12 protein-coding genes are annotated in these 12,261 nt (G+C 73.0%); 7 read left to right on the forward strand and 5 right to left on the reverse strand.

Annotation, left to right across the window (positions count from 1 at the left end):
- Nucleotides 1–26: 26 nt before the first annotated feature.
- On the reverse strand, nt 27–1,364 hold the full coding sequence (locus ABQ292_RS09605; protein ID WP_369205650.1) for an ABC transporter substrate-binding protein: 1,338 nt from the start codon (nt 1,362–1,364) through the stop codon (nt 27–29).
- Between the two features lie 203 nt (nt 1,365–1,567).
- Between ABQ292_RS09605 and ABQ292_RS09610 the strand changes: the two genes are divergently transcribed.
- The 4 genes from ABQ292_RS09610 (at nt 1,568) to ABQ292_RS09625 (ending at nt 5,230) form a co-directional block, all read left to right on the forward strand.
- Complete coding sequence (locus tag ABQ292_RS09610; RefSeq protein ID WP_369205652.1) at nt 1,568–2,515, forward strand: sugar-binding transcriptional regulator; 948 nt, start codon at nt 1,568–1,570, stop codon at nt 2,513–2,515.
- A gap of 28 nt (nt 2,516–2,543) precedes the next feature.
- Nucleotides 2,544–3,338 (forward strand): phosphotransferase, encoded by a 795-nt coding sequence (locus tag ABQ292_RS09615; RefSeq protein ID WP_369205654.1) that lies wholly within the window; start codon nt 2,544–2,546, stop codon nt 3,336–3,338.
- Between the two features lie 451 nt (nt 3,339–3,789).
- Nucleotides 3,790–3,966, forward strand: coding sequence for a hypothetical protein (locus tag ABQ292_RS09620; protein WP_369205656.1), 177 nt, complete (start codon nt 3,790–3,792; stop codon nt 3,964–3,966).
- Nucleotides 3,967–4,024: 58 nt separating this feature from the next.
- Nucleotides 4,025–5,230 carry a homogentisate 1,2-dioxygenase gene (locus ABQ292_RS09625; protein ID WP_369205658.1) on the forward strand — a complete coding sequence of 402 codons (1,206 nt, stop codon included), beginning with the start codon at nt 4,025–4,027 and terminating at the stop codon, nt 5,228–5,230.
- Between the two features lie 57 nt (nt 5,231–5,287).
- Here the strand turns inward: ABQ292_RS09625 and hppD are convergent, their stop codons facing one another.
- Nucleotides 5,288–6,493, reverse strand: a complete 1,206-nt coding sequence (gene hppD, locus ABQ292_RS09630; protein ID WP_369205659.1) for a 4-hydroxyphenylpyruvate dioxygenase — start codon at nt 6,491–6,493, stop codon at nt 5,288–5,290.
- Nucleotides 6,494–6,665: 172 nt separating this feature from the next.
- Here hppD and ABQ292_RS09635 point away from each other — a divergent pair, with 172 nt between their 5' ends.
- The 3 genes from ABQ292_RS09635 (at nt 6,666) to ABQ292_RS09645 (ending at nt 9,229) form a co-directional block, all read left to right on the forward strand.
- A complete protein-coding gene (locus tag ABQ292_RS09635) occupies nt 6,666–7,187 on the forward strand; it encodes an Lrp/AsnC family transcriptional regulator (RefSeq protein WP_369205661.1) in 522 nt (173 codons plus the stop codon).
- Between the two features lie 177 nt (nt 7,188–7,364).
- A complete protein-coding gene (locus tag ABQ292_RS09640; protein WP_369205663.1) occupies nt 7,365–8,891 on the forward strand; it encodes an amino acid permease in 1,527 nt (508 codons plus the stop codon).
- A gap of 158 nt (nt 8,892–9,049) precedes the next feature.
- Nucleotides 9,050–9,229: an RGCVC family protein gene (locus ABQ292_RS09645; protein WP_369205665.1), complete on the forward strand. Its 180-nt coding sequence runs from the start codon at nt 9,050–9,052 to the stop codon at nt 9,227–9,229.
- Nucleotides 9,230–9,312: 83 nt separating this feature from the next.
- Here the strand turns inward: ABQ292_RS09645 and ABQ292_RS09650 are convergent, their stop codons facing one another.
- From ABQ292_RS09650 to ABQ292_RS09660, 3 genes are all read right to left on the reverse strand, one after another.
- Nucleotides 9,313–9,645, reverse strand: coding sequence for a hypothetical protein (locus ABQ292_RS09650; protein WP_369205667.1), 333 nt, complete (start codon nt 9,643–9,645; stop codon nt 9,313–9,315).
- Nucleotides 9,646–9,857: 212 nt separating this feature from the next.
- Nucleotides 9,858–10,559, reverse strand: coding sequence for a WD40 repeat domain-containing protein (locus tag ABQ292_RS09655; protein ID WP_369205669.1), 702 nt, complete (start codon nt 10,557–10,559; stop codon nt 9,858–9,860).
- A 381-nt stretch (nt 10,560–10,940) separates the two neighbouring features.
- Complete coding sequence (locus ABQ292_RS09660) at nt 10,941–11,858, reverse strand: CHAT domain-containing protein (RefSeq protein ID WP_369205671.1); 918 nt, start codon at nt 11,856–11,858, stop codon at nt 10,941–10,943.
- Between the last annotated feature and the right edge of the window lie 403 nt (nt 11,859–12,261).

A 12,261-nucleotide genomic window follows, 5' to 3' on the forward strand; every position in this document is an offset into this window, starting at 1 on the left:
GCGGATCGGGGTGATCCGGTGGCCGGTCATCCGGACTCCCGCTCGCGGTAGCGCTCGGCGACGTCCTCGGCCACCTGCTGCCCCCGTTGCAGGGCGTCGTCCACCGTCATCTGGCCGGCGATCGCGGAGCTGACGTCCTGCGACACCTGGGTGGCCAGGTCCGGGAACTCCGGGATCCCGATGAACTGGATCCCCGGCGCCGGGCGGGGCTGCACGCCGGCGTCGTTGGGGTCGGCGGTCTGGATGGCCTGCAGCGTGGGCTCGGCGAACGCGGAGGCCTCGGCGAGGTAGTCGGGGTTCTCGTACGTCGAGGCCCGCTTGCCGGCCGGGACCCGCGACCAGCCGAGCTCCTCGCCGACGAGCTCCTCGTACTCACTGCTGGACGCCCAGGAGATGAACTCCCACGCCGCGTCCTTCTTGGCACTGGCCTGCTGGATGCTCCACGACCAGGCGTACAGCCACCCCGAGCTGTCGGTCTCGACCACCGGGGCGGGGGCGTAGCCCATCAGCCCCCGGACCGGGGAGTCCTCGGCCTCCAGCGACCCGGCCGCGGAGGTGGCGTCGTACCACATGGCCGCGTTGCCCTGGACCACGTTGTTGAGGCACTCGGTGAAGCCGGCCTGTGGTGCCCCGACCTCGCCGTGCTCGCGGACCAGGTCCACGTAGAACTGCACGGCCGTCCGGAACTCCTCGCTGTCGACCTGCGGCTCCCAGTCCTCGGTGAACCAGGTGCCGCCGAAGGTGTTGACCACCGTGGTCAGCGGCGCGAAGACCTGCCCCCACCCGGGCTGGCCGCGCAGGCAGATCCCGGCCATCCCGGGCTCGACGCCGTCGACCTCGGCCGCGATGTCGGCGACCTCCTGCCACGTCGGGTTCGCCGGCATCTCGATGCCCGCGGCCTCCAGCACGTCGGCGCGGTACATCAGGAACGACGACTCGCCGTAGAACGGCTCGCCGTAGAGCCGGCCGTCGTCGCCGGACAGCGACGCCGTCAGCGGCCCGAGGACGTCGTCCTGGTCGAACTCCGTGTCGGCCTCGACGTACTCGTCCAGCGGGGCGATCCACTCGCTGCGGGCGTAGATGGGGATCTCGAAGTTGCTCAGGGTGGCGACGTCGTACTGCCCCGCCTGGCTGGAGAACTCCTGGCTGATCTTGTCCCGGACGTCGTTCTCCGGCAGCACCGTGTAGTTGACCGTGATGCCGGTCTCCGCGGTGAAGTGCTCGGCGGTGAGCTGCTGCAGGTCCACCATCTGCGGGTTGTTGACCATCAGCACGTTGATCGTGTCCGGGCCGCCGCCGGCGGGACCGCCGCCCCAGCCGGCGCACCCGCTCAGTCCCACCGTCAGCACCAGGGTCAGGGGCACGGCCGCCGTGGCGGCGCGGGCGGGTCGTCCGTGTCTACGCAAGGGAACGGTCCTCTCACATCTGCCGAGGACATGACAGGGCCGCTCAGATGAGCACACTGTCACTCATTTGTGTGTGGCGTGAGTCTCCTTCCTGGGTGGACGATCCGTCAAGACGCTGTGCCACAGTGAGCAACGGGGTGCTCAGACGAGCAGGAGAGGCCATGGCCGACGACCGCACCGGACCTGCCGGGATCGTGCTGAGCGCGTCCGTCGCGCGCCGCTTCTACCTGGACGGACGCTCCAAGGTCGAGATCGCCGACGAGTTCGGGCTGAGCCGGTTCAAGGTCGCTCGCCTCCTCGACGCCGCGCGGGAGAGCGGGCTGGTCCGCATCGAGATCCGGCACGAGGGCGAGATCGACGTCGAGTCGTCGGTGCGGCTGCGCGACCGCTACGGCCTGCAGCACGCCGTCGTCGTCGACACCCCGGACGACGACGTCGCGTCCCTGCGCGGCCACCTCGGCCGCGCCGCCGCGCAGCTGCTGGCCGAGGTCATCACCCCCGACGACGTGCTCGGCCTGGCCTGGGCGCGCGCGGTGAGCGCGATGGCCGAGGCGCTGCCCCCGCTGCCCGGGACGCCGGTCGTCCAGCTCACCGGGGTCCTGTCGCTGCCCGGCGGGCCCGACACCTCGGTGGACGTCGTCCGCGGGGTGGCCCGGGCGTCGGGCGGCGCGGCGCACGTCTTCTACGCGCCGTTCACCGTCCCCGACGCGGCGACCGCGCGGGCGCTGCGGCAGCAGCCCGAGGTCGCCAGCGCCTTCGCCCAGCTGCCGCTGGTGACCAAGGCGGTCGCCGGGGTGGGCCAGTGGGCGCCCGGCCAGTCCACGCTGTACGACGTCGTGTCCGACGAGGACCGCGCGGCCCTGCACCGGCTCGGGGTCTGCGCCGACGTCTCCGGCGTCTTCCTGTCCGCCGACGGCGAGCCGGTCCACGCCGAGCTGTCCGAGCGCATGATCGGGATCAGCGCGGACCAGATGCGCGAGATCCCCGAGGTCGTCGTCATCCCCTACGGCACGGCCAAGGCGTGCGCCGTCCGCGCCGCCCTCCGCAGCGGCCTGGTCGGTGGCATCGTGACCCACACGGCACTGGCACACGCCGTCCTCGAGGGGTGAGGGACCGGACGGAGACGGAAGGGGGCCGATGCGCGGGAACGACGAGCGCGAGGTCATGCTCGAGGGGGGCATCGCCAACCGGGGACGGGTGGTGCGGGTCGGCGACACCGTCCGGCGGCCGCTGCGGCCCACGAGCCCGGCGACCCGGGCGCTGCTGGACCACCTCGCCGGCGCCGGGTTCGCCGGGGCGCCGCGCTTCCTCGGGGTCGACGAGCAGGGTCGCGAGGTCCTCACCTACGTCCCCGGCTCTGCCGTCACCCCGCCGTACCCGGTGTGGGCGCTGACCGACGAAGCCCTGCTCAGCGTGGCGCGACTGCTGCGCGACTACCACCGGGCGGCGGCCTCCTTCGACCCCGCGCCGCACGACTGGCCGCCGTCAGCACCGCCCGCCTTCACCGGCGAGCTGGTCAGCCACAACGACGTCAACCTGGACAACGTCGTCTTCCGCGACGGACGGGCGGTCGCCCTCATCGACTTCGACCTGGCCAGCCCGGGCTCCCGCGTGTGGGACGTCGCCTGCGCCGCCCGCCTGTGGGCACCGCTGCGACCCGACCGGCACATCGGCGACGCGCGGCGCGGCCGGGCGCTGGACCGCCTCCGGCTGTTCGCCGACGGCTACGGGCTGACCGACGCCGACCGGGACCGGATGGCCTCGGCGGTCCTGGCCAACCACGAGTGGTGCTACGACGTCATCGGCACCGCCGTCGCCAACGGCCACGCCGCCTTCTCGCGCTACTGGACCAGCGGCACGATGGCGCGGGCCCAGGAGACCCGCCAGTGGTACCTGGACCACGCCGACGTGCTGCGGGCCGCGCTGGGCTGACCCGCCCCGGACGGCGGGCCGTGTGACCGCCCGAACTCGAGGAAGGTCCGGTGGTCTCGACCGGCCGCCCGTCGGACCGTCGGGACCAAGGGCGCTGAGCGGCTGCGTGCGGGTGAGCGGTGGGATCCCGGGGAGCGGGCGACCGCCTGGCCGGTCGGGGTCGCCAGCCGGTACCCCCGCAGCAGGTTCCGCACGGCCGGTCGATCGAGCAGCCGCCGGGTGCGCTCGGAGATCCCGTCGTCGCCCTCGCTGGACAGGTCGGCCACGGCGGCGCGAGAAGAACAGGACGAGCCCGCGACGGGACCTCACGGGACCACTTCCTCATCGTCGACCGGCGGCGACGGACGACGCCGCGGCCTCTGCCCACCACCTGACGACGGCTCCGACGGGGTGGCCGGCCCTCTGCCGCCGACGGCGGGCTGCGCACGGCCGGTCGTGCCAAGCTCCGGACATGGCCTTCGACCTGCACCGCACGGACGGCGAAGTGATCCGCTACGACGACGACGCCCGGTACAGCTTTACCTCCACCGGCCACCTCGTCGTCTACGACGCCGCGGGCAACAAGGTGCTGTACGGCCACCACAGCTGGGACTGGATCGAGGAACCGGTGCCGCCACCCGCGGAGTGACCGCTCGCCCGCACCGGGCCGGGCGCGGGATGATCCCTCCTCGTCCGAGGAGGCAGCCATGGCGTTCTACCGGCAGGTGGGCAGCGTCCCGCCGAAGCGGCACACCCAGCACCGCCGGCCCGACGGCGGCCTGTACTCCGAGGAGCTCGTGGGCGAGGAGGGCTTCTCCTCGGACTCCGCGCTGCTCTACCACCGGGGGATCCCGTCGGCGATCGTCGACGCGCGCCCGTGGGAGCTGCCCGATCAGACGCTCACGCCGAACGCGCCGCTGGTGCCCCGGCACCTCAAGCTGCACGACCTGTTCCCCGGCGAGGAGCACAAGGGCGTCGACGCCGTCACCGGCCGGCGCCTGGTGCTGGGCAACGCCGACGTGCGCATCTCCTACGCCGTCTCGTCGCTGGCCTCGCCGTACTACCGCAACGCCGTCGGCGACGAGTGTGTCTACGTCGAGCGCGGGACGGCGACGGTCGAGACCGTGTTCGGCGCGCTCGAGGTCGGCCGGGGCGACTACGTGGTCCTCCCCCGCGCCACGACGCACCGCTGGGTCCCCACGGGCGAGGAGCCGCTGCGCACCTACGCGATCGAGGCGAACAGCCACGTCGCCCCGCCCAAGCGGTACCTGTCGAAGTACGGGCAGTTCCTCGAGCACGCCCCGTACTGCGAGCGCGACCTGCGCGGGCCGGCCGAGCCGTTGCTGGCCGAGGGCACCGACGTCGAGGTCCACGTCAAGCACCGCGGCAACGGCCCGGGTGGACTCACCGGCACGGTGCACGTCGTCCCGGAGCACCCGTTCGACGTCGTCGGCTGGGACGGGTGCCTGTACCCCTACGCGTTCAACGTCGCCGACTACGAGCCGATCACCGGCCGGGTGCACCAGCCACCGCCGGTGCACCAGGTGTTCGAGGGTGGCGGCTTCGTGATCTGCAACTTCGTCCCGCGGAAGGTCGACTACCACCCGCTGGCGGTGCCGGTGCCCTACTACCACTCCAACGTCGACTCCGACGAGGTCATGTTCTACGTCGACGGCGACTACGAGGCCCGCAAGGGCTCGGGCATCGGCAAGGGCTCGATCAGCCTGCACCCCGGCGGGCACAGCCACGGGCCGCAGCCCGGCGCGGTCGAGCGCTCGCTGGGCGCCGACTACTTCGACGAGCTGGCCGTCATGGTCGACACCTTCCGGCCGCTGGACCTCGGCGAGGCCGGCACCGCCGCCGACGACGGCCGCTACGCCTGGACGTGGTCGGGCCGGGGCCCGTCCACCTGAGGACCTGCTCGACCCGCCCGACGGCGCCACCCCGAGCCGGCGCCCTGAACCGCCCGGTCAGGAGTTGCCGCGGCGCTCCTGCTCGCGCTCGATCGCCTCGAACAGCGCCTTGAAGTTGCCCTTGCCGAACCCCAGCGAGCCGTGCCGCTCGATGAGCTCGAAGAAGACGGTCGGCCGGTCGCCGATCGGCTTGGTGAAGATCTGCAGCAGGTAGCCGTCCTCGTCGCGGTCGACCAGGATGCCGCGGCGCTGCAGCTCCTCGATCGGCACCCGCACCGTGCCGATGCGGGCCCGCAGCTCGGGGTCGGAGTAGTAGGAGTCCGGGGTGGCCAGGAACTCGATGCCCTCGGCGCGCATGGCGTCGACCGTGCCGATGACGTCGCTGGTGGCCAGGGCCACGTGCTGGACGCCCGGCCCCTGGTGGAAGTCGAGGAACTCGTCGATCTGCGACCGCTTCTTCCCGACCGCGGGCTCGTTGAGCGGGAACTTGACCCGGTGGTTGCCGTTCGCGACGACCTTGCTCATCAGCGCCGAGTAGTCGGTGGCGATGTCCTCGCCGACGAACTCGGCCATGTTCGTGAAGCCCATGACCCGGTTGTAGAAGTCCACCCACCGGTCCATCGCGCCGAGCTCGACGTTGCCGACGACGTGGTCGATGGCCTGGAACAGCCGCTGCGGCCGGCCCGGCCGCGGCTGGTGGGACGACGTCCGGGCGACGTAGCCGGGCAGGTGGGGGCCGGTGTAGCGGGAACGGTCGACGAGGGTGTGCCGGGTGTCGCCGTAGGTGGCGATCGCGGCGAGGCGGACGGTGCCGTGCTCGTCGGTGAGGTCGTGCGGCTCCTCGAGCACGGTGGCGCCCATGGCCCGGGCGTGCGCGACGCAGCGGTCGACGTCGGGCACGGACAGCGCGATGTCGGCGACGCCGTCCCCGTGCTCGCGGTGGTGGTCGGCCAGCGGGCTGGCCGGGTCGCAGGCGCCGGTGACGACGAAGCGGGCCGCCCCCGACCGCAGGACGTGGGAGACGGAGTCGCGGTTGCCGGTCTCCGGCCCGGAGTAGGCGACCAGCTCCATCCCGAGCGCCGACTGGAGGAAGTGGGCGGTCTGGGTGGCGTTGCCGACCACCCACACCAGCGCGTCCCAACCGGTGACCGGGAAGGGATCGCCGGAGGCGTCGTACTCGACCAGCCCGACCAGCTGCCGGAGCTGGTCGACGTCCAGCTGCGCCAGGCGCTCCTCGTCGTTGAGTACCTGCTCGAGGCTCATGCCCGTCTCCTCCTCCGGGGATCCCTGCGGTGCCCGCCCGCAGCGCACACCCGGAGCCGGTGGCTGGGCAAGTGGTACCGCCACGGATGGGCGAGCTGCGCACCCGGACGGTGCGGCAGGCGCTCGAGCTGGGCAGGCTGCACACCCCAGGACCGGTGGAGAGGGACGACCGATGACCGACAGGACGGGACTCGACGCGCTCGACGTGGCGCTGCTCGCCGCGCTCGAGGACCACCCCCGTGCCGGGGACCTCGAGCTGTCCCGCGTCACCGGCGTGGCCCGGGGCACCGTGTCCGCGCGGCTGCAGCGCCTGGCCGACAGCGGCGTCGTCACCGGGTACGGGCCGCAGGTCGACGTCGGGGCGGCCGGCTTGGGCGTCCAGGCCTTCGTGACGCTGGAGATCGCGCAGGGGGCGATCGACGACGTGCGGCGCGACCTCGAGGCCATCCCCGCCGTCCTGGAGGCGCACGCCACCACCGGTCAGGGCGACGTGCTGTGCCGGGTGGCCGCCGGCTCGCACGAGGAGCTGCAGCAGGTCCTCGTCGACCTCAACCGCTCGCCGGCGGTGGTGCGCTCGACCAGCGTCGTCGCGCTCTCGGAGCTGGTGCCGTGGCGGACCCGGCCGCTGCTCGAGCACGGCGCGGCGCCGGGTGCCGGCCGGTCGGGCATGCCCGGAGCGGGACGCCGGTCGTAGCCGGCCCGGCCGGCGGGTCCCACGGGGGACGGTCCGTGTGAACTCCGCGTGACGGGACGTGCTCCGGCTGGCGGTACCCCGGTCGCCGCAGCAGGATCCTCACCACTCAGCCGAGACCGGCGCTGAGGCCCAGCCGACCCCTCCCACGGACGCACGTCCAGGACGAGAGGAGCGGACATGGCCCACGGTCCTGCTGCCGAAGGCGGCGACCTGCAGAAAGGCCTCAAGCAGCGTCATCTGACGATGATCGCGATCGGGGGCGTCATCGGTGCCGGCCTGTTCGTCGGCTCCGGCGCGATCATCGGCGAGGTCGGCCCGGCCGCCTTCATCACCTACGCCATCACCGGTGTCCTGATCGTCATGGTCATGCGGATGCTCGGCGAGATGGCCGTCGCCAACCCCTCGACCGGGTCCTTCGCGGACTACGCGCGGCAGTCCCTCGGCGGCTGGGCGGGGTTCAGCGTCGGCTGGCTGTACTGGTACTTCTGGGTCATCGTCGTCGGCTTCGAGGCCGTGGCCGGGGCGGGCATCCTGCAGCGCTGGCTGCCCGACGTCCCGCTGTGGCTCATGGCGCTCGTCCTGATGGTGCTCATGACGGCGACCAACCTGTTCTCGGTGGCCTCCTACGGGGAGTTCGAGTACTGGTTCGCCGGCGTCAAGGTCGTCACGATCATGGTCTTCATCGGCCTCGGCGCGCTCTTCGTCCTGGGGCTGTGGCCGAACCGCGACCTGGACTTCTCGAACCTCACCGCGCACGGCGGCTTCTTCCCCAACGGCGTCGGCGCGCTGTTCGGGGGCATCGTCATCGTGATCTTCTCGATGGTCGGCGCGGAGATCGCCACCATCGCCGCCGCCGAGTCCAACGAGCCGGAGCGCGGCATCGTCAAGGCGACCAACTCCGTCGTCTTCCGGATCTCGATCTTCTTCGTGGGCTCCATCTTCCTGCTGGCGACGATCCTCCCCTGGAACTCCACGGAGCTCGGGGGTTCGCCGTACGTGGCGGCCATGGAGGAGATGGGGATCCCGGCGGCGGCCGACATCATGAACGCGGTGGTGCTGACCGCGGTCCTGTCCTGCCTGAACTCCGGCCTCTACACGGCCTCGCGCATGCTGTTCGTGCTGGCCGCCCGGCACGAGGCCCCCGGCCGGATGCTGACGATCAGCAAGCGCGGCGTCCCGGCGTGGGCGATCCTGTCGTCGTCCGTCATCGGGTTCCTCTGCGTGATCGCCGCCTACGTCTCGCCGGACACGGTCTTCCTGTTCCTGCTCAACTCCTCCGGCGCGATCATCCTGTTCGTCTACCTGCTGATCAGCCTCTCGCAGCTGCGGATGCGGCCGACGATCCCGCCGGAGCGGCTCCGGGTGAAGATGTGGTTCTACCCCGTCCTGACCCTGCTCACGGCGGCCGCCATCGTCGCGATCCTCGTGTCGATGTTCGTCCGGGAGAGCACGCGGTCGCAGCTCCTGCTCAGCCTGCTCGCCTGGGCGCTGGTCGTCGTGGCCTACGTCGTCCGGCGCAAGGTGATCGGCGACGCCCACCTCACGCAGGAAGGGGTGGCCGCCGAGCAGCGGGCCGACCGGTGGATGCACGAGCACGGCGCGGTGGTGGACGCGGAGGTCGACGCCGCCGTGGGCGAGGGGCGGCTCGACCCCCGGGTGATCCGGCGCATGGACGAGGAGGGCTACCCCACCGAGGGGCCGTGACCGCCCGCGCCGGCTCGGGCGGCGCCGAGCGGAGGGGACGGCGCGGCGCCCGGCGTAGCGTGAGGTGGTCGGTCCTCCTCGTGCGCCGCCTCCACGCGGCGCCGGATCCGACGCTCGTCAACACCGCCGTCCGCCGGCGGAGTCAGGCCGTCGTCCCCATGGCACCCACCACCTCCCCCGCCTCGACCGCCCCCCTCACCGACGGCCCGTCGCTGGGCGACCCGTCGTGCGACGTGTGCCCGCACGGGGTGTCCCACCACGACGCGATCGGCCTGCGGTTCTGCCGCGCCACCCTCGTGGGTGCGATCACGAGGGGCTGCATCTGCCGGCCGTCCTGACGCCGGCGACCTGACGCGGCGGCCGCCGAGCGGCCCGGCACCTCCCCCGGGGGTGCCGGGCCGTCCTTCGCCTCCGGCCCTGCTCAGCCGGGGAACGCCTCCGTGCACAGCACCCCGGTGCCCGCTGGCTGGCGTCCGGCGCAGGTGTCCCCGTAGGCCTCGTAGACCGAGCCCAGGCCGGCCGCGAGGTAGAGGTCGTCGCAGGCTCCCATGTCGCCGCGGAAGCAGCCTTCGGCGAGGTCGTCCCGGCCGGGGTCGTTCCCCAGCCCGACAGGCGACACGGTGGCCTCGGGGATGGTGTCCCCGCCCGTCGTGGTGGAGCCGGGCGCACCTCCACCACCTCCGCCGACGGTGAGCGCCAGGGCGACGACGACGGCGACGAGCACCGCTCCGCCGGCCACGGCGAGGGCGATCACCGTGCCCCGCTCGTTCGTCGGCGGACGGCCTCCCGGACCGCCCGGCGGCCCGTAAGGGCCCTGGGACGACGGCTGCTGCCAGGCGGTCGCCCCACCCCACTCATCGGCCGGCCTCCCCTGTTGGGTCATGGTGTCCCTCCTCCCTCGAGCGCTGTGGCTCGTCTCAGACCTCGCCCGGGACCGCTCCCTCGCAGACCCCGGGTCGAGGACGATCACTCCCCGGGACGTCCCCGGACAGGTCGGTCATCCCTCGCCTCACCGGTCGCGGGCTCCCACACCTCGAGGGCTCCGACCTGTGTGGCGGTCAGGAGCCCGGTGCCGTCGGCCGGGAACGCGACACCGACGGAGCGCCGGGCGAGAGGGCTCTCGGCGGTCGCCGTGCCGGTCCGGTCCCAGAGCCGCACCGTGCAGTCGGCAGCGGCGGTCGCCACCAGACCGCCGTCGGTGGAGACGGCGACGTGCGCGACGCTCCCGTCGTGGTCGCTGCGCCACAGGGGGCGCCCGTCCCACCTCCAGGAGCTGACCCTGCCCGCCGCCGACCCGGTCACCAGCCCGTCGGCGTACACCGCGAGGGCCAGGATCGAGGCCGGGTGTTCCCACACCTGCACCTGGTGGCCGCCGGCGTCGAACTGACGGACCAAGCCGTCGTCACCGGCGACGACGACGTGGCGGTCCCCCGGCGTGAACGCCACGGCGTGGACGGTCCCCGTCGCCCGCCCCCCGACGAGTCGCGCCTCGACGGGCGGCAGCGCCAAGGCACGCACCTGCGCCCCGCGGTCGTCGAAGACGCGGAGTTCCCGCTCGCCGGCGGTGATCAGCCAGCGGCCGTCGTGGCTGAAGGCGACGGCGTCGACTCGGCGCCTGGCGGCGCGCAGTACCCGGACGGGGAGTTCCCTCTCGAGGTCCCACACCACGACCAGCCCCTGGTCGTGGGTGCTGGCGACGTGGCGCGGCCACGGCCCCAGGCCACACGCTTCGGGCGCTCGCCGTGCGGGAGGGAGCACCGGGCGACGAAGCGACCGGTGCGCGCGGAGAGGACACGGATGACGCCGTCCGTCCCCGCGAACGCCACGAGGTCGTTGGGGCCGACCGCGGCGTGGACACACGGGGCCGCTCCCGGGTGAGCCCGGATCCGGCGGACCGGTGGAACGGCTGCGTCCAAAGGGGTGACCGGAGGCGGCGGCTCTCCCTGGTGCCCGGACAACCCCTCCCTCAGCCGGGACGTGACCCCGGCCAGCCGGTCGCGGGCCTGTAGTCTCGCGTGGGCCAGCCACTCCGGCGTCGCGGGTCCGGGGTCACCGCGTCCGACCTCGGGCCGTCCCTGCGACTCCTCCCCAGCGGTGGAGCCGTCCCGCTGGTCCGGGTCCGCTCCCGTCCGGCCTGGCGTGATCCCGCCCGGGCGCGCCCCCGCCGGACGTGGCCTCGTCCGGCGTGGCCTCGTCCGGGGGCCGGCCGGGGGCCGACCGGGCGGACCGGACGTCGAAGACGCGCCCGTCAGCGGCGCGGAGGTAGAGCACGGGAGTGGCCCACTCGACGGGGTTGGCCCGGTCCCGAACGGCGTTGCGGGCCTCGGCCATGGCAGCGTCGAGCGGATAGCCGTCGGCGACGGCTTCGTAGAGACTGTGCCCGAAGGTGATGGCGGCGTGGTCGGTGATCTCGAACTGCATGGCGACCACGGCGGGGATGCCCTGGTAGACGAGACTCTGCGCGGTGCCCGAGTAGGGGTCACTGAGCCCGCCACGCGCGCCCTCGCACGAGTTGAGCAGCGCCAGCCGCAGGCTCCTGTGGTCGTGCAGCAGCGCCCCCGTGTCGGCTCCGGTGACCAGCTGCGCACGGCCACCGGGACCTTCCAGGGCGAGGACGCCGTCCTGGGGTCCTGGGTCGTAGCGGCCGTGTCCGATGAAGTGGAAGACGTGGTACTCGCCCCGACGCAGTTGCCGTCGCAGGTCCCCAGCGTCCCCGAGGGGACCCGGTCGAGTTGCACGCGGCCGGCCTGCTGGAGGCCGTCGAGGGCCTCGCGCACCTTGTCCCACTCCGCCTGCACGTCCAGCGGCTCGAAGTCGGAGGGGCTGGCGGCCATCACCAGGATCCGCAGGGGAGGTCGGACCGCCAGCGGCCGGATCCGCCCCGGTAGCTCCAGGTACCGGACGACGGGCGTCCACTCCGACAGCGCGAGGAACCGCCGGATGTCGCTGTCGTAGAGGTACTCCCACGGCAGTTCCGCCAGCTCCGGGCAGTCGGAGAGGCGCAAGCGGACCCGGAGCCCGGTGTCCTCCAGGGACTCGACCTGGTCGAGACTGCTGGCCAGCGCGCCACGTATGCGGTCCGTGAAGACCGCGTCGAAGCGCCGGGCGCCGAAGTCCCGGACCGCTCCGACCTCTGGAGACCCCACTCCGCGTGCGGTCTGCCGGCGTGGTCGGCCGACCTTCAGCAGGAAGTTCTCGACCTCCAGGTCCGAGAACGGGATGCTCACCGGAGACGCAGGGGTCTCGCCCACCGGCGACTTCAACACGCGGGCTCGATAGCCACCCTGGCCGTTGGACTCGACCAGCAGGTCGAAGTCCACGTAGCTGTGCTGCGACATCCCAGTCCTCCGGCCAGACCTCGTGGGCCCCG

It is taken from the genome of Geodermatophilus maliterrae (genome assembly GCF_041018925.1).
GTDB lineage: Bacteria > Actinomycetota > Actinomycetes > Mycobacteriales > Geodermatophilaceae > Geodermatophilus > Geodermatophilus maliterrae.

What these genes read in the sequence shown, in the direction of transcription:
- ABQ292_RS09610 (WP_369205652.1), top strand. Translation starts at nt 1,568, where the DNA reads ATGGCCGACGACCGCACCGGACCTGCCGGGATCGTGCTGAGCGCGTCC.
- ABQ292_RS09615 (WP_369205654.1), top strand. Translation starts at nt 2,544, where the DNA reads ATGCGCGGGAACGACGAGCGCGAGGTCATGCTCGAGGGGGGCATCGCC.
- ABQ292_RS09620 (WP_369205656.1), top strand. Translation starts at nt 3,790, where the DNA reads ATGGCCTTCGACCTGCACCGCACGGACGGCGAAGTGATCCGCTACGAC.
- ABQ292_RS09625 (WP_369205658.1), top strand. Translation starts at nt 4,025, where the DNA reads ATGGCGTTCTACCGGCAGGTGGGCAGCGTCCCGCCGAAGCGGCACACC.
- hppD (WP_369205659.1), bottom strand. Translation starts at nt 6,493, where the DNA reads ATGAGCCTCGAGCAGGTACTCAACGACGAGGAGCGCCTGGCGCAGCTG.
- ABQ292_RS09635 (WP_369205661.1), top strand. Translation starts at nt 6,666, where the DNA reads ATGACCGACAGGACGGGACTCGACGCGCTCGACGTGGCGCTGCTCGCC.
- ABQ292_RS09640 (WP_369205663.1), top strand. Translation starts at nt 7,365, where the DNA reads ATGGCCCACGGTCCTGCTGCCGAAGGCGGCGACCTGCAGAAAGGCCTC.
- ABQ292_RS09645 (WP_369205665.1), top strand. Translation starts at nt 9,050, where the DNA reads ATGGCACCCACCACCTCCCCCGCCTCGACCGCCCCCCTCACCGACGGC.